Source organism: Rhodovulum euryhalinum (assembly GCF_004342445.1).
Taxonomy (GTDB): domain Bacteria; phylum Pseudomonadota; class Alphaproteobacteria; order Rhodobacterales; family Rhodobacteraceae; genus Rhodovulum; species Rhodovulum euryhalinum.
In genome coordinates this window covers 16,762-38,943 of sequence record NZ_SLWW01000017.1, presented here as the reverse complement: position 1 = coordinate 38,943, position 22,182 = coordinate 16,762, and the positions used below count along the sequence as shown (strand labels likewise).

Below are 22,182 nucleotides of genomic sequence, written 5' to 3'. Positions count from 1 at the left end.
CCCGCCGGACTCTGACCTTGGGTAAAGAACAAGCCATTAACCCGATTCCCGGCGGGAAGCGGTTTATCGCGCGGATTTTCGGCAAATCTGGGGCGTTGGGGGGGCCTAGAATGGCACGTCGTCGGCGGCCATGACGAAACGTGCGACCACCTTCTTGTCGCCGGCCTTGTCGAAGGCGATGTCCAGCTTGTCGCCCTCGATCCCGGTCACGGTGCCGTAGCCGAATTTCGTGTGGAACACGCGGGCGCCGGTCTGATAGGCCGCGACCGCCTCGGCGTCGATGACGATGCTGCGGCTTTCGCGCGGCTGGGCCATCGGGCGCTGGGTGCTGCGGGACTGAAGCCGCTTCCATCCGGGCGAGGCGTAGACATCGGCGCGGCTGGCGGCCTCTTCGATGCCGGACCGCACGGGTGCCGCGCCCCCGCCGTAAAGGCCGGGGGGCGTCAGCACCTCGACATGATCCTCGGGCAGTTCGTCGATGAAGCGCGAGGGCATTTGCGACTGCCATTGCCCGTAGACACGGCGGTTGGCGGCAAAGGAGATCGTGCACAACTCCTCGGCGCGGGTGAGGCCGACATAGGCGAGGCGGCGCTCCTCCTCCAACCCCTTCAACCCGCTTTCGTCCATCGAGCGTTGCGAGGGGAACAGCCCGTCCTCCCATCCCGGCAGGAAAACCGCGGGGAATTCCAGGCCCTTGGCGGCGTGCAGCGTCATGATGGTGATCTTGGCGCCCTCGCTCTCGGTCTCGTTGTCCATGATGAGGGCGACATGTTCGAGGAAGCCCTGGAGGTTCTCGAACTCCTCCAGCGCCTTGACCAGTTCCTTGAGGTTTTCCAGCCGGCCCGGCCCCTCGGGCGTCTTGTCGTTCTGCCAATGCGCGGTATAGCCCGACTCGTCGAGGATGGTCTCGGCCAGTTCGACATGGTTCACGCGGACATCCAGCGCGGCGCCGTGCCAGCGGCCGATGCCCTGCAACAGGCTGGCCAGTTCCTTGGCGCCCTTGCCGCCCAACCCGCCGGACTCCAGCAAGAGCCGCGCGCCCTCGACCAGCGACACGCCGTTGGCCCGCGCCATCTGCTGGATGCTCTGCTGCGCCTTGTCGCCAAGGCCGCGTTTCGGGGTGTTGACGATCCGCTCGAATGCGAGGTCGTCCGCGGGGCTGACGGCGAGGCGGAAATAGGCCATCGCGTCGCGGATCTCCATCCGCTCGTAGAAGCGCGGGCCGCCGATGACGCGATAGGGCAGGCCGATGGTCAGGAACCGGTCCTCGAAGGCGCGCATCTGGTGGGAGGCACGGACGAGGATCGCCATGTCGTCGAGGCTGAGGGGGTCGAGCCCGCGGGTGCCCCGCGTCATCGCCTCGGCCTCCTCGCCGATCCAGCGGGCCTCTTCCTCGCCGTCCCAGTGGCCGATCAGGCGCACCTTTTCGCCCTCATCGGCCTCGGTCCAGAGCGTCTTGCCCAGCCGGCCCTTGTTGGCGGCGATCAAACCGCTGGCGGCGGCGAGGATATGGGGGGTCGAGCGGTAGTTCTGTTCCAGCCGGATCACCTGCGCGCCGGGGAAATCCTTTTCGAAGCGCAGGATGTTGCCCACTTCGGCGCCGCGCCAGCCATAGATCGACTGGTCGTCGTCGCCCACGCAGCAGATGTTCTTGTGCCCCCCGGCCAGCAGGCGCAGCCACAGGTACTGGGCGACGTTGGTGTCCTGGTATTCGTCCACCAGGATATAGCGGAACCAGCGGCGATATTGGTCCAGCACGTCGTCATGGGTCTGGAAGATCGTGACCATGTGCAGCAAGAGATCGCCGAAATCGACGGCGTTCAGGGTAAGCAGGCGGTCTTGGTATTGGACGTAAACGTCGCCGACTGTCCTCTGGTAACCCGTTCCGTCGCGAGCAGCACCCGGAACCCGATCCACAGTCTGTCCGCCGCCAAGCCCGACGCTCTCGGCCGTTCTGGCTTCATTTTTGTAGACTTCTATTTTTCCAGCGAACCAACGATCAGTCCATTTTTTCTGATCGATTTGTTCGGCGGTCAAAACCTGCTTTATCAAACGAAGCTGATCATCACGATCCAGGATGGTGAAATTCGATTTCAACCCGGCCAGTTCGGCATGGCGGCGCAGCAGTTTCACGCAGATTGCGTGGAAGGTGCCCAGCCACGGCATGCCCTCGACCGCATGGCCCATCAGACGGCCGACGCGGTCCTTCATCTCTCGGGCGGCCTTGTTGGTGAAGGTGACGGCGAGGATCTCGTTCGGCCGGGCGGCGCCCGTGTTCAGCAGATGCGCGATCCGGGCGGTCAGCGCGCGGGTCTTTCCGGTGCCCGCGCCCGCCAGCATCAGCACCGGGCCGTCCAGCGTTTCCACGGCCTGCCGTTGCGCAGGGTTCAGACCATCCAGATAGGGCGCGGGCCGCGCGGCCATGGCACGCATGGAAAGCGAGCTTTGGGCGGCGGCCTCGAAGGCGTCGGAGTCGTCGATGGGGCACATGGCGACCAATCTAGCGCGGGCCGCAGCGGAGTTAAAGGCGTGTTCGCAGAATGTTCCTTGCCCATCGTGGCACGAGGCCAAGCACCTCTGGCGGTTGTGTTTTCGCGCGAAACGGGAATAGTCGGGCCATGGGACACCGACAGATCGCAACACGGGTGCTGGTGGCGGGGCTGGCACTGGGCGGCCTCGGGGCCTGCACCGCGCCAGAGCCCCAGCGGGCACCGCGCGAACTGCGCCCGGTCGAGGTGGTGCCTGCCGCGCCCGCGCCCGCCGCGCTGTGGCCCGGGGGCACCTATCCGGCCCCGGCGGGAACCGCGCCCGGCGTCGATGTCGGGCCGATCCCGCCCGGCCCCCGTGCCGATGCCGCACTGGAAGATGCGGCCACCGCCATGGTCACGCCGCCCGCCAAGGCCCGGCTGAACTGCGTGGCCGATTTCACCGCCCGGTTCCGGCTGCCCGCGACCTCGGCGCTGCTGGGCGGACAGGGGCGCACGGCGGCGGGCTGGTTCGTCGACCTGGGCATGCCGGGCGCGGCGCGGGTCTGGCGTTGCCAGACCGATCCCGAGGGCCGGGTCGTCACCCTGACGCCGCGCTGACCTGCGGCGCGCGCCCTGCCCTCTTGCGCCGCTGCGGCGCAGAGATATACCCATTGGGATGCCCCCGCGTGCCCACGCACCGGACGGACCGATCCACAAGGAGGCCCGCCCTTGACCGACTTCAAGAAAATCCTCGTCGCCAACCGCGGTGAAATCGCCATCCGCGTGATGCGCGCTGCCAATGAAATGGGCAAGCGCACGGTCGCGGTCTATGCCGAGGAGGACAAGCTGGGGCTGCACCGCTTCAAGGCGGACGAGGCCTACAAGATCGGCGAGGGGCTGGGGCCGGTGCAGGCCTATCTGGCCATCGACGAGATCATCCGCGTGGCGAAGATGTGCGGCGCCGACGCGATCCACCCGGGCTATGGCCTGCTGTCCGAGAACCCGGCCTTCGTCGAGGCCTGCGACGCGGCGGGCATCGCCTTTATCGGGCCGAAGGCCGAGACCATGCGGGCGCTGGGCGACAAGGCGTCCGCGCGCAAGGTGGCGATTGCCGCGGGCGTGCCGGTGATCCCCGCGACCGAGGTTCTGGGCGAGGACATGGACGCGATCCGCGCCGAGGCCGCCGAGATCGGTTATCCGCTGATGCTCAAGGCCAGCTGGGGCGGCGGCGGGCGCGGCATGCGCCCGATCAACGGCCCGGACGAACTGGAGGAAAAGGTGCGCGAGGGCCGGCGCGAGGCCGAGGCGGCCTTCGGCAACGGCGAGGGCTATCTGGAAAAGATGATCCTGCGCGCCCGCCACGTGGAGGTGCAGATCCTCGGCGACAGCCACGGCAACATCTATCACCTGTGGGAACGGGATTGCTCGGTGCAGCGGCGCAACCAGAAGGTCGTCGAACGCGCGCCCGCCCCCTACCTGAGTCCCACCCAGCGCGAGCACCTGTGCAATCTCGGCAAGAAGATCGCCGAGGCGGTGAACTACGAATGTGCGGGCACCGTCGAGTTCCTGATGGACATGGAATCGGGCGAGTTCTACTTCATCGAGGTCAATCCCCGCATCCAGGTGGAACACACCGTCACCGAGGAAGTGACCGGCATCGACATCGTGCGCGCACAGATCCTGGTCGCCGAGGGCAAGAGCCTGGTCGAGGCGACCGGCATCGCCAGCCAGTACGACGTGGAACTGACCGGCCACGCCCTGCAATGCCGGATCACGACCGAGGATCCGCTGAACAACTTCATCCCCGATTACGGCCGGATCACTGCCTATCGGGGTGCGACGGGCATGGGCATCCGGCTGGACGGCGGCACGGCCTATTCGGGCGCGGTCATCACGCGCTATTACGACAGCCTGCTGGAAAAGGTCACCGCCTGGGCGCCCACCCCCGAGGCCGCCATCGCCCGGATGGACCGCGCCCTGCGCGAATTCCGCATCCGGGGCGTCAGCACCAACATCGCCTTCGTCGAGAACCTGCTGAAGCACCCGACCTTCCTGTCGAACGAATACCATACCAAGTTCATCGACCAGACGCCCGAGCTGTTCCAGTTCGAGAAGCGGCGCGACCGGGCGACACGGATCCTGACCTTCATCGCCGATGTCACGGTCAACGGGAACCCCGAGACCGAGGGCCGCCCGCGCCCGCCAGCCGAGGCGCGCACCCCGCGCCCGCCCGAGAACCGGCGCGAAAGCTTCGCCCCCGGCACACGGCAGATCCTCGACGAGTTCGGGCCGCAGGCGGTGGCGGACTGGATGGCCGAGCAGAAGCAGCTTTTGCTGACCGACACCACTATGCGGGACGGGCACCAGTCGCTCCTGGCCACCCGGATGCGGTCGATCGACATGGTGCGCGTCGCACCCGCCTATGCCCACAACCTGCCACAGCTGTTCAGCGTGGAATGCTGGGGCGGCGCCACCTTCGATGTGGCCTACCGGTTCCTGCAGGAATGTCCCTGGCAGCGGCTGAGGGACATCCGCGCGCGGATGCCGAACCTGATGACCCAGATGCTGCTGCGGGGGGCGAACGGGGTGGGCTATACCACCTATCCCGACAACGTGGTCCAGAGCTTCGTCAGACAGGCCGCGGAAACGGGCGTGGACGTGTTCCGCGTGTTCGACAGCCTGAACTGGGTCGAGAACATGCGCGTCGCGATGGACGCGGTGCTGGACAGCGGCAAGGTGCTGGAAGGCGCGATCTGCTATACCGGCGACATCCTCGACCCGGACCGGGCGAAATACGACCTGAAGTATTACGTCGAGATGGCCAGGGCGCTGAAGGCGGCGGGCTGCCATATCCTTGGGCTGAAGGACATGGCGGGCCTGCTGAAACCCGCGTCCGCCAGCGTGCTCTTCAAGGCGCTGAAGGAGGAGGTGGGCCTGCCGATCCACTTCCACACCCATGACACCAGCGGCATCGCGGGCGCAACGATCCTGGCCGCGTCCGAGGCGGGCGTGGACGCGGTCGATGCCGCCATGGACGCGTTCTCGGGCGGCACCTCGCAGCCCTGCCTGGGGTCCATCGTCGAGGCGTTGCGCAACACGCCACGCGATACCGGGATCGACATCGAGGCGGTGCGCGAGATCTCGGACTACTGGGGGCAGGTGCGCACGCAATACGCCGCCTTCGAATCCGGCATGCAGGTGCCCGCCTCCGAGGTCTACCTGCACGAGATGCCGGGCGGCCAGTTCACCAACCTCAAGGCGCAGGCCCGCAGCCTGGGGCTGGAGGACCGCTGGCCCGAGGTCGCCAAGACCTATGCCGACGTGAACCAGATGTTCGGCGACATCGTCAAGGTGACGCCGTCCTCCAAGGTGGTGGGCGACATGGCGTTGATGATGGTCAGCCAGGGGCTGACGCGCGCCGATGTCGAGAACCCCGCCCGCGACGTGGCGTTTCCCGATTCCGTCATCGACATGCTGCGCGGCAACCTGGGCCAGCCGCCGGGCGGGTTTCCCGAAGCCATCGTCCGCAAGGTGCTGAAGGACGAGAAACCCCTGACCGAACGGCCCGGCGCCAAGGTGCCGCCCGCCGATCTGGACAAGCTGCGCGCCGACCTGAAGGCGCAGTTCGACGATCTCGACTTCGACGACGAGGACCTGAACGGATACCTGATGTATCCCAAGGTCTTCACCGACTACACGGCGCGGCACCAGATGTATGGCCCGGTCCGCACCCTGCCCACGCGCACCTTCTTCTACGGGATGGAGCCGGGCGAGGAGATCACCGCCGAGATCGACCCCGGCAAGACGCTGGAGATTCGGCTGTCGGCCATCGGCGAGACCACCGAAGAGGGCGACGTGCGTGTCTTCTTCGAGCTGAACGGCCAGCCCCGGGTGATCCGCGTGCCCGACCGCAAGGCCAAGGCCAAGGTGGCCAAGCGGCCCAAGGTGGAACTCGGCAATCCCGGCCATGTCGGTGCGCCGATGCCGGGCGCGATCGCGACCGTCGCGGTCAGCGCGGGCCAGAAGGTCAAGACCGGCGACCTGCTCCTGACCATCGAGGCGATGAAGATGGAAACCGGCCTGCATGCCGAGCGTGACGGCACGATCAGGGCCGTTCACGTCACCCCGGGCGCCCAGATCGACGCCAAGGACCTGCTGGTCGAATTCGAGTAGCCGCAGCGGGCCGGTCAGACCGGCCCGCCTCCCGGAGTGTCTAGCGGATCCTGCGCCGGCCAAGCAGTCCCAGCGCCCCCAGCGCCGTCAGGACAAGCGCGCCCCCGGCCGGCAGAGGCACCGCGGACGGCGTGGCGGTCGACGCCGAGATGCTGTAGGTCATCTGGCCCGGCTGAAACGCGGCAACCAGCGGACCGTTCAGATCCGTATCCGCGAACGTGACCTCGAACCTTCCGCCATTCAGCAGGATGTTGAAGTCGTAAACGGACGCGTCGCGGGAATCCGGATCGATGTCGGTTGCGAAGGAAAGAGTTTCGCCGGGATCGAAATCCGTGACCTGGAACACGATCTCGTCGGGACGCAGGCCGCCGCCGGGGAAACATGTGCCCACCTCTGGCGTGGTAAAGCCAAGCGTGCCGCCGGCGGGCGCCACACCGTTCTGGACGCAGTCGAAGTTGTACGCCGTATTGCCGATGACGGCCTGACCGCCCGTGATCCGGGCCGCGCTCGACATGTTCGTCACGGTGAAGACCGGCCCGTTTGCCGACCCAGAGATCGCCAGATCGAATCCGACGGTCGCCGCCCCGGCCGCCCCGGCAAGTGCCGTCGAAACGGCGGCGATGGTGATGAGTTTCTTCAAGATCGTTACCCCTTGCACAGACTGAATGTGGCAAAACACGGGCGTATTCATGACATAAGGTCAATCTCATTCCGGGGGAGTTCCGGTTACTGGCATGCGCAAATCGTCACAGCCCATCTGCATCGCAGACAGTCGTTGAAATCGACCTGTGTTGTGTCCGAAACCGATCCGATCCGCCAAGCGGACGCATCCCGGCGCCCCCAGGACGGACCCGGCGGGACAGAGCGGCAGGTGCGGCACAGAAATTTTACGAAAGCCGCGTTTTTGCCCTTGCAGCCCCCCGCCCAACTTTATAAACCACGCCTCACCCAATGGATGCGGGCGTAGCTCAGGGGTAGAGCATTACCTTGCCAAGGTAAGGGTCGTGAGTTCGAATCTCATCGCCCGCTCCAATTTTCTTGAAAGACTTGAATGGGTTGAGGACATGAAACGCGGGTAAGCCCTGCGTTCATAGTTCGTTCGGTTCCGCCTTTTCAGCGATCTTCAGCCGTCAGGAATGATGCGGGCTCGGGTCCGAGCGGCAGCCATCACGCCAGAGGAGACCCGGCGTTCGGGCAGGCCGATGGGTGCCGGGCTGCGTCTCTGTCCGGGATGGAGCAGGCCCGCCGCTGACGGGCCTGCCGCGTGTCAGGCCCGGACCACCTTTTCCAGAACCGCGCGCAGGCGCGCCAGCGTACCGTCGATGTCGGTCAGCTTGTCGAGGCCGAAAAGCCCGATCCGGAAGGTGCGGAACTCGGCGCCTTCGCCGACCTGAAGCGGCACACCAGCAGCGATCTGCATGCCTTCGGCCAGGAACTTGCGGCCATTCTGGATGTCCGGATCGTCGGTATAGGACACCACGACCCCCGGCGCGCCAAAGCCCGGCGCGGCAACCGAGGCCACGCCCAATTCGGCCAGCATCTCGCGCACGGCCCGGCCAAGCCGCCACTGCGCCTCTTTCGCGGCCTCGAAGCCAAGCGCCCGGATCTCGGCCATGGCATCGCGCAACCCGGCCAGCGCATCTGTCGGCATCGTGGCGTGATAGGCATGCCCGCCGTCCTCATAGGCCTGCATGATCGCGCGCCATTTCTTCAGATCCATCGCGAAGGAATTCGACACCGTTTCCTGAAGCCGCGCGGCCGCGCATGCCGACAGCATCACCATCCCCGCCGAGGGCGAGGCCGACCAGCCCTTTTGCGGGGCCGAGATCAGCACGTCGACCCCGGTTTCCCCCATGTCCACCCAGACACAGCCCGACGCGATGCAGTCCAGCACCATCAGCGCGCCGACCTCGTGGGCGGCGGCGGCCATTTCGCGGATATAGGCGTCGGGCAGGATGATGCCGGACGAGGTTTCGACATGCGGGGCAAAGACGATCTCGGGGCGGGTGTCGCGGATCGCGGCGGTCACGTCCTCGATCGGCGGGGGCGCATAAGGGGCGCGGGGCACGTTGCCTGCGGGCCGCGCCATGACCACCGCGGTCTCGGCCGCAAAGCCGCCAGCCTCCAGGATCTGAGTCCAGCGATAGGAGAACCACCCGTTGCGCACGATCAGGGCCCGGCGGCCGGTGGCGAACTGGCGGGCGACCGCCTCCATCGCGAAGGTTCCCCCGCCCGGCACCAGGGCAACCGCATCGGCGCCATAGACCTCGCGCAGCATGGCAGAGATGTCGCGCATGACGGTCTGGAACCGTGCGGACATGTGGTTCAGCGACCGGTCGGTGAAGACCACCGAAAACTCGCTCAGGCCATCGGGATCGACATCGGGACGCAAGCCGGACACTGCGGAAACTCCTCTTTTGCTCGCTGCCACGTCTAGGACCGGAACCGCCCGTTCGCCAGCAAAAAAGCCCGCCCGCGGCGCACCCGCCGATCGGGCGCCTTCGCGGCCGGGCGTCCCGACGTGCCATCGGGCGCAGGGACCGGGGCGCCGGGCCGTCAGTCCTGTCCGGCGGGTGCCGTCATGGTCACGCTGAGCGCGCCGATCCCCTCGATCACCACCTCGACATTCATGCCGGGCTTGATCGGCCCCGCCCCCAGCGAGGTGCCACAGGCGATCAGGTCGCCGGGGTTGAGGGTCATGTCCCGGGACAGAAGGCTGACGATCTCGGCCGGTGTCAGGATCATGTCCGACGTCGGGTAGGACTGGCGTTCCCGCCCGTTCACCAGCGTCCGGACCGTAAGCGCCTGCCAGTCGATATCGGTCTCGATCACCGGCCCGACGGTACCGAACCCGTCAAAGCTCTTGGCGCGGGTCCATTGCGGGAAGGAGGCATCGGCCTTCAGCACGTCGAGCGAGGTGATGTCATTCACGCAGGTATAGCCAAGGATCGCTTCGCCCGCATCCTCGGGCGCGATCGCCTTGCAGGTCTTGCCGATCACGATCCCCAACTCGCCCTCGAACACCACCCGCCCGGCGGATTGCGGGATCGCGACCTCTGCACCCGGCCCCGACAGGGACGTGTCGGCCTTGAGGAAATACAGTGGATGCGTGGGCAGGTCGAACCCGCCCTTTTCGGCGGCCGCCTTGTAGTTGTTCCACAGCCCGATGAACTTGCCCGGCCGGACCGGGGCCAGCAGCGTGACCTCGGACAGGGACAGCGGGGCACCGGCAGAGGTTTCCGAGCCGAGGCCCGCGCGGGGGTGAAACCTGTCCTCGGCGATGACACCGGTGATCTGCGATCCGTCGCTGGTAAAGCCCCTGCCCCACTTCATGCTGTCCTCTCCTGCTCTGTGCGCGCGCTGTTGCCGAACCGGTCATCGCCGGTGCGGTCCAGTTATAGGGGGGCACACGCATGCCGCGCCACGGATTTTCGCGCCGGTGGCCCGGCCCTGACGCAGGGTGGGGCCGGTGCCGCGCCCGCGACGAATGGCGTGGGCATCCGCGCAGCCAGACGCGCCGCACAGGAGGCGACAAGATCGGACGCAGGACTTCGCGGCCCCGCGGCGATGCCCTTGCCCGATGCGGCTCAGGATACCTTTTTCACGAACTGCGATTTCAGGCCCATCTGTCCAAAGCCCGGGATCGTGCAGTCGATGTCGTGATCGCCGTCGACCAGCCGGATTCCCTGCACCTTGGTGCCGACCTTGAGCATCGAGGACGATCCCTTGACCTTCAGGCTCTTGATCAGCGTGACGGTGTCGCCGTCCCTGAGGATGTTGCCCACGCTGTCGCGCACCTCGGCCGCTGCCTCGGGTTGTTCGACCGCCGACCATTCGTGTCCACATTCGGGGCAGCACAGAAGGGCATCCACCTGATAGGTGTAGGCAGAGGCACATTCGGGGCACGGGGGCAAAATCTCGGTCATGGATCAGCCTATAGCCATACATCTGCACGGTGACCAGACGCAGATCGATCTGCCGCCCTGCGGCCGGTCGCCATCGGTGCCGCGGCACATTCCCGTCTGCGTTTCGAACGCCGCCGCGACCGGCCAGGTCCAGGGCCTTCCCGCACGGAACGCGGGCGCCAACGCCTGTGCCGGGCGGAACTCCGCGCTGAGGGATGGGCGGATCAGGCCGGCACGCGGGCGGCCTGACGCGCCCATCGGGCCAGGCGGCGCCGGTCGATCTCGCGTTTCTTCTTCAGCGGCAGGACCATGGGGCCATAGACCGCCTCGACCGGGGCCAGGCCAAGCGCCGCGCGGGCAAGCTCGGGCCGCTCGTGCAGGAACCGTGCGCGGGTGGCGCGGTCGAACGCGGCGAAGGCCCGGGGGCCGGGCCAGAAGCTTTCGACCGCCAGCCCCTCGGCCTGGATGAGCGCGTCATTGCCGTCGCCGCCATAGGCTGGAGGCCGAGCCGCTGAAGATGCCATCGTCATCGGTGACGGTGATGGTCAGGCTGTCGGCTTCGGCAACGAAACCGGGTTCGAGCATGAAGCGCGAGCCGGTCTTTGGAACGCCGCCCTCGATCAGGAACTGCGCGACGGCATCGCCGCAAGGGTATAGGTGGCCACGGGCGCGCGCCTTTAACCGATATGTCTGGCCTTGCCCGCCACTTGTCTCGAGATCAGACCAACGGTCCGCTCCAATACAATCGAATTGACGCGTTTTTCCGGCCGCACCCGCCCAGTAGGGATCCCACCCCAGACGCGGCACTTGCACCGTGAGTCGGTTCGGTCTCGCCGGATGGTAATGCGGCTTTGCCACGCTTGATCCTGCCGTCGTCACCCCCCGCGGGCATGACCGTTCGAGGAGTCTTTTGGGGCCATGGGATGTGGCCCTTTCGAGTAACATCGGTCAGGCTTGCCGCGCGCCCGCTCGATCGGCGCACAAGGTGCAGGTCCCGGCCCGCGGGCCGGTCAAGGATGGTTCACCCCGCGTGAAGAGGAAAGACAGTGGAACTCTCGAGACGGACGGTCATTTCGGGGCTTGCAACGACGATGCTTTCGGCCTGTGTCGGCGATCGGCCCTCGCAGACGGCGTCGCAATCTTCGGTCAGGGCCGTGCCGAACAGGGCCTTCGATGGCTGGGTCGCGGCCTTCCAGGCGCGGGCCACGGGCCGCGGGATCTCGCAGCAGACACTGGAGCGTGCCTTTCGGGATGCCGGCTACCTTCCGGCCGTGATCGAGAAGGACCGCAGCCAGACCGAGTTCACGCGCAGCCTCGAGGACTACCTGGCCATCGCCACCTCGGACGAGCGGATCCGCAAGGGCCGCGCCGCGCTGCGCCGGCAGGAAAGGACGCTGGTGGCCATCGCGGCGCGCTACGGCGTCGCGCCCGAGATCGTGACGGCGATCTGGGGCCTTGAAAGCACCTATGGCGAACGGCGGGGCGACGTTCCCGTGATCTCGGCGCTGTCGACGCTGGCCTTCGACGGGCGGCGCGGCGCGTTCTTCGAAGACCAGCTGATCGCGGCGCTGCGGATCGTCCAGCGCGGCGACATAACGCCCGTGCGCATGACCGGCAGCTGGGCGGGCGCGATGGGGCATACCCAGTTCATCCCGACCTCGTACTTGGCCTATGCGGTCGATTTCACTGGCGACGGGCGGCGTGACATCTGGGGGGACGATCCGTCCGATGCGCTGGCCTCGACCGCGGCCTACCTGCAACGCTCGGGCTGGCGCCCGGGCCAGCCCTGGGGGATGGAGGTTCGCCTGCCCGCGGGGTTCGACACCGGCCTTGCGGGGCGCGGGCGGGCGCGGGCCACTTCGGCCTGGGCGGGGCTCGGCGTGACCGACAGCGCAGGCCGCACGCTGCCGAACCTCGGGGCCGCAGCGATCCTGATCCCGCAGGGGCCGCGCGGGCCGGCCTTTGCCGTGTTCCACAATTTCAACGTCCTGCTGCGTTACAACAACGCCGAGAAATACGGGATCGGCGTCGGCCACCTGTCGGACCGTCTTGCAGGGAAACCGCCCCTGCGGACCGCCTTCCCGCCGGATGCGCAGGGCCTGACCATCGACGACCGAAAGGAGCTTCAGCGGCGGCTGACCGCACGGGGCTTCGACACCCAGGGCACCGACGGAGTGATCGGCGCGAACACCGAGTCCGCGATCCGGGCCTATCAGGCGCGCGCCGGGCTGCCGGTGGACGGCACGCCCTCGCGCGCCCTGCTGGCCCGCCTGCGATAGGCGGGCGCCTTCGGCGGCGGTTTCCCGCGGGCCGCACCCGGAAGCTGTTGCCTCGGGCGCCGTCCTCGGGCGGGATGGGGCTGCGGCCGGGGAATCGGCCGCGCCACGGGGAGAACCGCACGCCATGCTGCGCACGTTGGTGGCCCTCTGCGCGCTTGCCCTGATGTCCTGCGGCGGCCCGTCCCCTGGGCCGCTGCCCCCCGGCCCCGAAGCGGCCGGGCGCGCCATCGCGACCCCGCACCCGCGGTTTGCCGACCACGACCCCCATGCCTGGGACGGCGAGGCGCCCTGGTCCTATCCGGTGCACGGCATCGACGTCTCGCGCTGGCAGGGCGCGATCGACTGGGCCACCGCGCGCGCGGCGGGCGTCTCGTTCGCCTTCGTCAAGGCGACCGAGGGGGTCGAGGAACTGGATCCGATGTTCCGCACGCACTGGGAGGGCGCGGGCCGCGCCGGGGTGGCGCGCGGCGCATACCACTACTTCTACTTCTGCGCGCCCGCCGACGCACAGGCGCGCTGGTTCATCGCCAACGTGCCGCGTTCGGCGGCCAGCCTGCCGCACGTGCTGGACATGGAGTGGAACCCGCGCTCCCCGACCTGCCGGCACCGGCCCGACCCCGCGACCGTGCGGGCCGAGGCGAAGACCTTCCTCGACATCCTCGAACGCCATTACGGGCGGCGGCCGGTCGTCTACACCACGGTGGATTTCTCCCGCGACACCGGGATCGAGCGGCTGCCGGGCACCGAATTCTGGCTGCGCTCGGTCGCGGGCCATCCGCGCGAGACATATCCCGGCGCGCGCTGGACGTTCTGGCAATATACCGGCACCGGCCGCGTCGAGGGGGTGCCCGGCCCGGTCGACATCAACGTCTTTCGCGGCTCACTGGCAAGCTGGACGGCGTGGGAACGATCCGCGTTGTAACCCTTCCTGAACCCGATGCGGCCGGGCAGGACACTGCCGGACAACCCGTCCGGGCACCTGCGGACATCGGCGTGGGTCCGCGACGGCGGCGTCGCGCTGGGCGGCATGGGGCCCGCCGTTTGCCTGTTGACCCCACCGGAACGGGCTGGTCTTATCGCAGGTGTCAGGGGAGTCCCGCCAAGGGGACTGAGAGGCTGACGGCATGGAAACATGCGGTGACGCGACCCTTCGAACCTGACCCAGGTGATACTGGCGTAGGAAGACCAAGGTGCGGGCCGCGTCCATCCGGGCCATCTGCCCCCCCCTCTCCTGCCTCATGTCGCAACGGGTCTTTTTGAGTGCGAACTTGAGGAGAACCCAATGACCGAGCACCCCAAGACCCTGACATGCGGCGCGCTGCCCGCATCGTCCAAGATCCATGTCGCCGGGACGCTTTATCCCGATCTGCGCGTGCCGATGCGGCGGATCGACCTGGACCCGTCGTCGGACGAGCCGCCGCTTGTCGTCTATGATGCCTCGGGGCCCTATACCGATCCGGATGCGGCAATCGACATCGCGCGGGGCCTGCAACGCATACGCACCGCGTGGATCGAGGCGCGCGGCGATACCGAAACCCACGCGCCCCGGCCCGTCGCGGCGGCCGATAACGGCTTTGCCGAAGGCGCGGGCCTTGCGCCTGCGTTCCCCCTGCACCACCGGCCGCGCCGGGCCCGTACCGGAGCGGGTGCCGTCACGCAGATGGCCTATGCGCGGCGCGGCATCGTCACCGCCGAGATGGAATTCGCCGCGATCCGCGAGAACCAGGGGCGCGACATGGCGGGGCTGCGCGACGGCCACGACTGGGGCGCGGCCATTCCCGACCATGTGACGCCCGAATTCGTGCGCGCCGAGATCGCCGCCGGCCGCGCCATCCTGCCCGCCAACATCAACCACCCCGAGCTTGAGCCGATGGTCATCGGCCGAAACTTCCTGACCAAGATCAACGCGAACATGGGCACTTCGGCGGTCACCTCGTCGATGCAGGAAGAGGTGGACAAACTCGTCTGGGCGATCCGCTGGGGGGCGGACACGGTGATGGACCTGTCCACCGGGCGCAACATCCACACCACCCGCGAGTGGATCCTGCGCAACGCGCCGGTGCCGGTGGGCACGGTGCCGCTGTACCAGGCGCTGGAAAAGGTCGGCGGCGTGCCCGAGGAGTTGAGTTGGGACCTGTTCCGCGACACGCTGATCGAACAGGCCGAACAGGGTGTGGATTACTTCACCATCCACGCGGGGCTGCGCCTGCACCATATCCCGCTGACCGTGGATCGCGTGACCGGCATCGTCAGCCGCGGCGGCTCGATCATGGCCAAGTGGTGCCTGGCGCATCACCGGGAGAGCTTCCTCTACGAGCGGTTCGCCGAGATCTGCGCGATCTGCGCGGCCTATGACATCAGCCTGTCACTGGGCGACGGGCTGCGGCCCGGCTCGATCGCCGATGCCAACGACGCGGCGCAGTTCGCGGAACTGGAAACGCTGGGGGAACTGACGCGGATCGCCTGGGACCATGACGTTCAGGTCATGATCGAGGGGCCGGGCCATGTGCCGATGCACAAGATCAAGGAGAACGTGGACAAGCAGTTGGCCCTGTGCGGCGAGGCGCCGTTCTACACGCTGGGCCCGCTGACCACCGATATCGCGCCCGGCTACGACCACATCACCAGTGCGATTGGCGCGGCGATGATCGGGTGGTTCGGCACCGCGATGCTGTGCTATGTCACGCCCAAGGAACATCTGGGCCTGCCCGACCGCGACGACGTCAAGACCGGCGTCATCGCCTACAGGATCGCCGCCCATGCCGCGGACCTGGCCAAGGGTCATCCGGGCGCCCGCGCCCGCGACGACGCGCTGTCCCGCGCGCGGTTCGCCTTTCGCTGGGAAGACCAGTTCAACCTGTCGCTTGACCCCGACACGGCGCGCGCCCTTCACGACGCGACGTTGCCGAAACAGGCGCACAAGGTGGCGCATTTCTGTTCGATGTGCGGGCCGAAATTCTGCTCGATGAAGATCAGCCAGGACATCCGCGACGCCGCCCGCGAGAAGGGAATGGCCGACATGGCGACCGCGTTCCGCAAGACCGGCGAGCTCTACGTAACGCTCGACGAGGGAAGCGACGGATAGGCGCTTCGCCGCACGGCCTGGGCAGGCCCCTCGGCTCATGGACGCGACTGGCCCGCCGCACGCGCTTTGCGGGGCCTTTCGCGCCGGCGCCGTGCCGCGTGGACGCGCGATGCACGCGGAACCTGGCGAGGACGGCCATGCCTCGGCCGATCGCTTACCGCGCCGGGCGGACCGTCAGCAGGTATCGCCCGTAGCGCACGGAAAAGCCGCCGAAAGCGCCGATCCAGGCGAGGCCCGAAAGGACATGGAACGCAGACGCGAATGTCGGGAACGCCCCCGCAAGAAAACGCATCAGCACCGCACCGACCAGCAGCAGGTAGATCGTGATCGTGCCCGCATCGGCGCTCAGTACCTGTCCGGTATGGCCAAGCGTCGCGCGCGTCATCACCGCCAGCGTCATCAACCCGAGGGCGCCCGCCATCCAGAGATGTTGCGCCGCCACCGGGGCAAGGACCGCGGGCCACAGGATCGCCGCCCCGACCGCCAGCGCGCCGACCGGCACGAAGGCGTACCCGGCGTGCAGGACCAGCACCATAGGCTCGGCACCGGTGCGATGCCCGGCCCATCGTGCAAGGCGGCCCAGATGCAGACCGCCCGCGACGATCAGCGCCGCGCCCGTGACCGTCGCGTCCGGCGCCGCGACCCAGGCGAGAAGCGCGAGCCCCAAGGCCGCCAGCGCCAGCGTGTCGAACCGTTGCATCGGCGGCGTCGGCAGGACGGGGCTTTGACGCCTCACCAGCCAGTTGCGCGTGAACGAGGGCACGATCCGCCCGCCGATCACCCCGATCATCATGATGCCGGCCGCCAGCCCCAGACGCAGCCCCGCGCCCTGCGCCGGAATACGCCCCCTGGCGGCTTCCCAGTGGAACAAGGCGTTCCCCGCGATCAGGACGCCGAGCATCGCCAGCACGATCAGGTTGCGCCAGTTGCGCCCCGCGACGATCTCGCGCGCGAGGGCAGCGGCAAGCATGACCGGGAACAGCAGGTCTGCCGCGGCGACGAACACGGGCGGCAAGACGGCCGACACGGCAATCGCGATCCGGCCGATGATCCAGACTCCGAACAGGGCGCCGAGCGGCCAGCCCACGATGGGCAGCCGTCCGGTCCAGTTGGGTACCGCGGTCAACAGAAAGCCCGCGACGACCGCGCCGAGATAGCCGAACAGGAACTCGTGCGCGTGCCAGGATACCGGGTCAAGGGCCGTGGGCAGGCCCGGCGCGCCGGTCAGCATGCCGACCCAGATCGCCATGGCCAAGGCCGCCCAGACCGCGGCCCCCAGAAAGAAGGGGCGAAAGCCGTAGCTCAGGATCGCCGGCCCGTCCCAGGCGCGCATTTTCCCGGCGGTGCCGCTCATCGTATACCTCTCGTGAACTGGATGCCGGCTTCGGTCAGGATGACGTCCAGCGGGATGTCATGGGGTTGCGGGTAGATCGTGGCAAGCTGCGCGGACTGGAACCCGACACCGATCGACACGGGGCGCGGGGAAAGCGCCGCCAGCGTCCGGTCGAAATACCCGCCGCCATATCCCAGTCGATAGCCCGCGCTGTCCCAACCCATCACGGGGGCAAGCGTGATGTCTGGCGTGAGCGTTCCCGCATCCGGGGGCGGCACCGGGATGTTCCAGTCGCCCAGCACCATCCGCGTCGCCGGGCTCCACCTGCGAAAGACCAGCGGCGCGGCCCTCACCTCGACCACCGGCAAGGCGACCATGACGCCCGCGTCGTGCAACTCGGCCAGCACGGGGCGCAGGTCGGGCTCTCCCTTGATCGGCCAATAGCCCGAGACGACGCGCCCCTTCGCGCCGCCCGGGCGCGACGACAGAAAATCCCGCAAGTGCCCGGCAAGCGCATGGCTCGCCCGTTGGTGCGCTGCCACGCTCATCGCCTGGCGCCGGGCCCGCAGGCGTGCCCGTTCCGCGCGGCGCCAGCGGTCCACATCACCGGCCTGCGCGGGGTCGACGCCAAGTGGATCGAAATAGCCGGGCGCCAGATCACCCGCCATGCAGGGCGGCGAGGCATAGCGCCCCCTTCCGCTGTCCTGGTCGCTCATGTGCAGCATCCTTGCCCAATGGCCTTCAGACTATACCCTATACCGGCCCGGTGGCGACCGCCGAACCCCGGGCATTGCCGGGCCATCCGGAAAAGCCGACGGACGTCGCGCTCCTTCCGCCAACGGGAGACCTGCAAGCGCGTTTCAGAATAGACTTGCACCGTACGGCAAAACCACCCGGAATGGTCCCCGCGCATGGCGCGCCGGGCGCCCTCAGAACCCGAACCAGCGCTGCCAGAGCCCCGCGCCGTAGAACATGAACGAGAGCGTGAAGAAGACCAGCCCCAGCCCGGCCCGGTCGCGCAGCGCAAAGACGATCGGGTCGTAGTCCTGCTTGCCGCGATAGCCCAGCACGACCATCCGCACCAGCCAGGCGGCAAGCGGGATCAGCGCCACCCAGAGCATCCAGCGCGTCGGATAGAGCATCCGGGCCTGCTCGGTGAAACTGTAGGCGAAGAATACCACCAGCGCGCCCACCACGCCGATCGCGGCCACGTTCAGCAGATCGCCCCGGTCGGCCCGGCCATAGCCGCGCCCCGGCAGACGCTCGTCGGTTCGGGACAGCGCCAGTTCGGTCATCCGCTTGACGCAGCCCAGCGCCAGGAACACCGGGAAGACGAAGACCAGCATCAGGATCGAGGCCGCGACCCCCGTCGCCGCCGCCCCCGCCACCACCCGGATCGTGTAAAGCGCGGCCAGCGTCGCCACGTCGATCCAGCGCATCCGCTTGAGCCGCAGCGAATAGGCCAGCGACAGCGCCATGTAGAGCACCAGCACGCCCAGAAACGCCGGTCCCAGCACCGTACCGATCGCAAGCGCGACAAGCCCCAGCGCACCGCCCGCCGCCATGCCCGCCCGGATCGGCACCGCCCCGGCGGCAAAGGGGCGGCGGCACTTGGTCGGGTGCAGGCGGTCGGCCTCGAGGTCGAGCAGGTCGTTCACGATGTAGATCGACGAGGCCGCCGCCGAGAAGGCCGCCATCCCAGCCAGCACCAGCACCAGCGTCGGCAGCGTGAAATCATGCGCCGCGAGCACCGGCAGGACCAGAAGCACGTTCTTGACCCATTGGTGCGGGCGCAATGCACGGGCGAGATCGCGCCAGCGCCAGCCGCCCGGCACCGCGTCGACCCGCCGCCCCGCGGCGCGCAGGTCGTCCGCGATGCGCGGATGCTCGCCCACCACCACCGCCCGGTCCGCCGCCTTCCACGCCGCGCGGTCCTGCCCGCTGTCGCCGGCATAGTCGTAGCCGCGCAGCCCGAAGGCCGATTTCAGCGCCTCTGCCCGGTCTTCGCCGGTCAAACGGGATTGCCCCTCGGTACCGAGCCCGCCGGAGAACCCGTAATGGTCGGACAGGGCGGCCACCAGATCGCCGTCAGCATCGGACACCAGCACCACCTGGCGCCCGGCCTCGCGCGCGGCAAGCGCGCGTTCGGCAATCTCGGCCCGCAGTGGCAACAGATCGACCCGCGGCGGGGCAAGGCGGGTGATTGCCTGCCGGAACGCGGCCGGACGGGCGCGGGTGCGGACCAGGGCGGCAAGCGTCGCGCGCGGATCGCGGCCGAGCCCGGCCCAGACGGATTCCAGGAAAAGATCGGTCCGAAGGAACGTGCCGTCCACGTCCAGGACCAGCGGCTTTTGCGATCCCATGCTAGCCTGCCCCCATCACCCGGAACACGCAGCCATCGCTGATCAACTCGGGCGGCGTCTGACACAGGCCGCGCGCCACCGCCCAGGCGGCCAGCACGCGGGGGACGTAGTTGCGCGTCTCGGCATAGGGCGGTACGCCGGCATGGTTGCGCACCGCGCCCTCGCCCGCATTGTAGGCGGCCAGTACCAGGATCGGGTCGTTGCCGAACTCGCCCATCAGCCAGTCGAGATAGGCGACACCGCCCCGGATGTTGGCGCACGGGTCTAGGATGTCGGCCACGCCGAACCGCGTCGCGGTCGCGGGCATCAGCTGCATCAGGCCGGTCGCACCCTTGGGGCTGACCGCAGCGCGCCGCCCGCCGCTCTCGACCCCGATCACCGCAAGCGCAAGCGCGGGCGAGACGCGGGTTCCGACCGTCGCCATCAGGATCTCGGCCCCGTGGGTGGCGGCAATGTCCTGCAACCGTTGCAGCCTGGGCGCCGGCACGGTTTCGCCCAGCGGCGGCTTTGCGAGTGCCGCCAGCGCCGGGGCCAGCCGCCCGGGGCCGCCATCGGCCAGCGCGGGCGAGACGCGGGCCCAGAACCAGCCCGGACCGGGACCCGCGTCGCCACTGGTACCGGACTCGGCCCCGGCCCCGGTCTCGGGCGTTTCGGGCCGGGCAACCGGGGCCGCGGCGGGCGGCAGGCGCGGTTCGACGGGCTGCACCTGGACGGTGATGCGCCTTGCCGTACCCGGCGCGGGCGGCTTCACCCGCTTGAAGCTGAAGTCGGGCCAGGGCGGCGGTTCCGCCGCGCCCGCGGTCGCCAGCAAGATTGCCGCGACAGTCGCCACGATAAGCCTCGACGCCATGACCTTTTTCTGTCCTGCCCGATCCGAACGTCTTTGCAGAATTATGCAGAATCCGGTGTCAAAGGCCATATCGAATGGCCCATCGTCGCGGCGAAAGCGCAGTGTGCCCAGCGCAAACAGCCCCAGAATTCAAAAAATTCTTCTCAATTGTGGGGCTTTTATAACGCGTTTTCATGGAGTTGTTAGAAGATTCCGCAAATTTTCCTGCCGGGCAGAAATTGACAAGGCTCAGCCCAACTCTTGCCCGATTCGGGTGGCCTTATTCCCCCATGCCGAGGCGGTTACGGGTCAGGACAGAGACCGGCCCAACAGTCTCCGACAAGGCACGTTGAAGTGAACGAGCATCCTACTGGAGGGACCAAAATGAAACTTTTCGACATGATCAAGCGCTTCCGCAGCGACGAGTCGGGCGCCGTGACCGTGGACTGGGTCGTGCTGACCGCCGCGATCGTGGGCCTGGGCATCGCCGTTCTGAGCCAGGTGAAAACCGGCGTCGACGCCTTGGCCGTCGACATCAAGACCTCGCTGACCTCCGCCGAGGTCAAGCAACTTGGCTCGCTGGGCTGGGGCAACGGCACCGAATAAGTCACCCCGCGTTTCAAGGCGGAACCGGAGAGGCCGCATCCCCGGATGCGGCCCTTCTCATTTCTTTCCCTGCCTTCGACCGCGACGGGTGGCAGTTGCGGAATTGTTTCGGGCGCGGGCAAAATCCGCCTTCAGGCCAAGGGATAACCCCGTTTTCGCCGCAATCGCCGTTCAGTCTGCGGCCAAAGGTCAGGATCGGCATGTCCGGGCACGGCGCCCCGGGCCTGCGTTAGGAAAGGACACGCCATGCGGATGATTTTCGGACTGGTGCTCCTGGTGGGCCTGGGGCTCGCCGGCTTCGCCGTCTACATGGCCCAAGGCTACATCCAGAAATACGAACGCCAGCTTGCCGAGGAACGCGCGGCGCGTGCCGAGCAGGTGGACCTCGTGCCCGTCGTCGTCGCCAACGAACCCCTGCGCTACGGCCAGCAGGTCACGCTGGAAAACCTTCGCCGCGTGTTGTGGCCCAAGGACTCGCTGCCCGAAGGGGTGTTCCAGACCGCCGAGGAGCTTTTCCCCGACGGACAGCCCAAATTCCGCACCGTACTGCGTGCGATGGAGGCTGGCGAACCCCTGCTCGCCGTCAAGGTCACCGCGCCCGGCGGGGACGCCGGGCTGACCTCGCGGCTGAGCCGTGGCATGCGCGCCTTCGCGATCCGCGTCGACGTCGCCTCGGGCGTGTCGGGCTTCCTGCGGCCGGGCGACACGGTCGACGTCTACTGGACCGGCCAGTCACAGGACAAGCAGGTCACCCGGCTGATCCAGACCGGCATCCCGCTGATCGCGGTCGACCAGATCGCGGACGAGGACACGTCGCGCCCGCTGATCGCGCGCACCGTGACCGTCGAAGCCACCCCCCAACAGGTTGCCGCCCTGGCCCAGGCGCAGTCCACCGGCCGGTTGTCCCTGTCGCTGGTCGGTAATCAGGACGAGGAGATGGCAGAGGTGGTCGAGGTCGACCAGAAGCTGCTGCTCGGCATCGAGGACACCCCGATCGTCGAGGTCGAGAAAGAGGAAGTTTGCACCATTCGAACCCGTCGGGGCGGCGAAGTGATGGAGATTCCGATCCCCTGCACGAACTGATCCCGGGCGCCCTGCCCACAACCCCTAGCGCGCCGGTCCGCATCTTGCGGTTGCGGCG

General features: G+C 68.0%; 17 protein-coding genes and 1 tRNA gene. 8 read left to right on the top strand and 10 right to left on the bottom strand.

Annotation, left to right across the window (positions count from 1 at the left end; translation table 11 throughout):
* Positions 1–105: 105 nt before the first annotated feature.
* Entirely contained in the window at positions 106–2,490 is a 2,385-nt protein-coding gene (locus tag EV655_RS16625; protein ID WP_132546486.1) for an ATP-dependent helicase, read from the bottom strand.
* A gap of 128 nt (positions 2,491–2,618) precedes the next feature.
* On the opposite strand from EV655_RS16625, the gene EV655_RS16620 reads away from it, so the two are divergent.
* Both EV655_RS16620 and EV655_RS16615 read left to right on the top strand, forming a co-directional pair.
* Entirely contained in the window at positions 2,619–3,086 is a 468-nt protein-coding gene (locus EV655_RS16620) for a hypothetical protein (protein WP_132546485.1), read from the top strand.
* A 111-nt stretch (positions 3,087–3,197) separates the two neighbouring features.
* On the top strand, positions 3,198–6,641 hold the full coding sequence (locus EV655_RS16615; protein WP_132546484.1) for a pyruvate carboxylase: 3,444 nt from the start codon (positions 3,198–3,200) through the stop codon (positions 6,639–6,641).
* 40 nt (positions 6,642–6,681) lie between these two features.
* On the opposite strand, the gene EV655_RS16610 is transcribed toward EV655_RS16615, so the two are convergent.
* A complete protein-coding gene (locus EV655_RS16610; protein ID WP_132546483.1) occupies positions 6,682–7,281 on the bottom strand; it encodes a hypothetical protein in 600 nt (199 codons plus the stop codon).
* Between the two features lie 317 nt (positions 7,282–7,598).
* Between EV655_RS16610 and EV655_RS16605 the strand changes: the two genes are divergently transcribed.
* Positions 7,599–7,673 (top strand) — tRNA-Gly (locus EV655_RS16605).
* Positions 7,674–7,908: 235 nt separating this feature from the next.
* On the opposite strand, the gene EV655_RS16600 is transcribed toward EV655_RS16605, so the two are convergent.
* From EV655_RS16600 to EV655_RS16585, 4 genes are all read right to left on the bottom strand, one after another.
* Complete coding sequence (locus EV655_RS16600; protein ID WP_132546482.1) at positions 7,909–9,042, bottom strand: aminotransferase class V-fold PLP-dependent enzyme; 1,134 nt, start codon at positions 9,040–9,042, stop codon at positions 7,909–7,911.
* A 155-nt stretch (positions 9,043–9,197) separates the two neighbouring features.
* The gene (locus EV655_RS16595; RefSeq protein WP_132546481.1) at positions 9,198–9,974 is read right to left on the bottom strand and encodes a fumarylacetoacetate hydrolase family protein; all 777 of its coding nucleotides are present in this window, start codon (positions 9,972–9,974) and stop codon (positions 9,198–9,200) included.
* Positions 9,975–10,228: 254 nt separating this feature from the next.
* Positions 10,229–10,567 carry a zinc ribbon domain-containing protein YjdM gene (locus EV655_RS16590; RefSeq protein WP_132546480.1) on the bottom strand — a complete coding sequence of 113 codons (339 nt, stop codon included), beginning with the start codon at positions 10,565–10,567 and terminating at the stop codon, positions 10,229–10,231.
* A gap of 203 nt (positions 10,568–10,770) precedes the next feature.
* Positions 10,771–11,070, bottom strand: a complete 300-nt coding sequence (locus tag EV655_RS16585) for a hypothetical protein (protein WP_165905383.1) — start codon at positions 11,068–11,070, stop codon at positions 10,771–10,773.
* Between the two features lie 522 nt (positions 11,071–11,592).
* On the opposite strand from EV655_RS16585, the gene EV655_RS16580 reads away from it, so the two are divergent.
* From EV655_RS16580 to thiC, 3 genes are all read left to right on the top strand, one after another.
* On the top strand, positions 11,593–12,825 hold the full coding sequence (locus EV655_RS16580) for a lytic murein transglycosylase (protein WP_165905382.1): 1,233 nt from the start codon (positions 11,593–11,595) through the stop codon (positions 12,823–12,825).
* A 124-nt stretch (positions 12,826–12,949) separates the two neighbouring features.
* Positions 12,950–13,747, top strand: coding sequence for a glycoside hydrolase family 25 protein (locus EV655_RS16575; protein ID WP_132546477.1), 798 nt, complete (start codon positions 12,950–12,952; stop codon positions 13,745–13,747).
* A gap of 360 nt (positions 13,748–14,107) precedes the next feature.
* Entirely contained in the window at positions 14,108–15,910 is a 1,803-nt protein-coding gene (gene thiC / locus EV655_RS16570) for a phosphomethylpyrimidine synthase ThiC (protein WP_132546476.1), read from the top strand.
* A gap of 154 nt (positions 15,911–16,064) precedes the next feature.
* Here thiC and EV655_RS16565 read toward each other — a convergent pair whose 3' ends face one another.
* From EV655_RS16565 to EV655_RS16550, 4 genes are all read right to left on the bottom strand, one after another.
* Entirely contained in the window at positions 16,065–17,264 is a 1,200-nt protein-coding gene (locus EV655_RS16565) for an NnrS family protein (protein ID WP_132546475.1), read from the bottom strand.
* Positions 17,261–17,959 carry a 5-formyltetrahydrofolate cyclo-ligase gene (locus tag EV655_RS16560; RefSeq protein WP_132546474.1) on the bottom strand — a complete coding sequence of 233 codons (699 nt, stop codon included), beginning with the start codon at positions 17,957–17,959 and terminating at the stop codon, positions 17,261–17,263. Before EV655_RS16560 ends, EV655_RS16565 begins: the two co-directional genes overlap by 4 nt.
* A gap of 213 nt (positions 17,960–18,172) precedes the next feature.
* Positions 18,173–19,606, bottom strand: coding sequence for a UbiA family prenyltransferase (locus tag EV655_RS16555; RefSeq protein WP_132546473.1), 1,434 nt, complete (start codon positions 19,604–19,606; stop codon positions 18,173–18,175).
* 1 nt (position 19,607) lies between these two features.
* On the bottom strand, positions 19,608–20,456 hold the full coding sequence (locus tag EV655_RS16550) for a lytic transglycosylase domain-containing protein (protein ID WP_132546472.1): 849 nt from the start codon (positions 20,454–20,456) through the stop codon (positions 19,608–19,610).
* A 363-nt stretch (positions 20,457–20,819) separates the two neighbouring features.
* On the opposite strand from EV655_RS16550, the gene EV655_RS16545 reads away from it, so the two are divergent.
* Positions 20,820–21,041, top strand: a complete 222-nt coding sequence (locus EV655_RS16545; protein WP_132546471.1) for a Flp family type IVb pilin — start codon at positions 20,820–20,822, stop codon at positions 21,039–21,041.
* A gap of 246 nt (positions 21,042–21,287) precedes the next feature.
* Positions 21,288–22,124, top strand: a complete 837-nt coding sequence (cpaB, locus tag EV655_RS16540; RefSeq protein WP_132546470.1) for a Flp pilus assembly protein CpaB — start codon at positions 21,288–21,290, stop codon at positions 22,122–22,124.
* The last annotated feature ends 58 nt before the right edge of the window (positions 22,125–22,182 follow it).

Bases quoted from the DNA above. Each gene is read 5' to 3' on its own strand.
- EV655_RS16625 (WP_132546486.1), bottom strand. From the start codon at position 2,490: ATGTGCCCCATCGACGACTCCGACGCCTTCGAGGCCGCCGCCCAAAGC.
- EV655_RS16620 (WP_132546485.1), top strand. From the start codon at position 2,619: ATGGGACACCGACAGATCGCAACACGGGTGCTGGTGGCGGGGCTGGCA.
- EV655_RS16595 (WP_132546481.1), bottom strand. From the start codon at position 9,974: ATGAAGTGGGGCAGGGGCTTTACCAGCGACGGATCGCAGATCACCGGT.
- EV655_RS16590 (WP_132546480.1), bottom strand. From the start codon at position 10,567: ATGACCGAGATTTTGCCCCCGTGCCCCGAATGTGCCTCTGCCTACACC.
- EV655_RS16585 (WP_165905383.1), bottom strand. From the start codon at position 11,070: ATGGCATCTTCAGCGGCTCGGCCTCCAGCCTATGGCGGCGACGGCAAT.
- EV655_RS16575 (WP_132546477.1), top strand. From the start codon at position 12,950: ATGCTGCGCACGTTGGTGGCCCTCTGCGCGCTTGCCCTGATGTCCTGC.
- thiC (WP_132546476.1), top strand. From the start codon at position 14,108: ATGACCGAGCACCCCAAGACCCTGACATGCGGCGCGCTGCCCGCATCG.
- EV655_RS16565 (WP_132546475.1), bottom strand. From the start codon at position 17,264: ATGAGCGGCACCGCCGGGAAAATGCGCGCCTGGGACGGGCCGGCGATC.
- EV655_RS16560 (WP_132546474.1), bottom strand. From the start codon at position 17,959: ATGAGCGACCAGGACAGCGGAAGGGGGCGCTATGCCTCGCCGCCCTGC.
- EV655_RS16555 (WP_132546473.1), bottom strand. From the start codon at position 19,606: ATGGGATCGCAAAAGCCGCTGGTCCTGGACGTGGACGGCACGTTCCTT.
- EV655_RS16550 (WP_132546472.1), bottom strand. From the start codon at position 20,456: ATGGCGTCGAGGCTTATCGTGGCGACTGTCGCGGCAATCTTGCTGGCG.
- EV655_RS16545 (WP_132546471.1), top strand. From the start codon at position 20,820: ATGAAACTTTTCGACATGATCAAGCGCTTCCGCAGCGACGAGTCGGGC.
- cpaB (WP_132546470.1), top strand. From the start codon at position 21,288: ATGCGGATGATTTTCGGACTGGTGCTCCTGGTGGGCCTGGGGCTCGCC.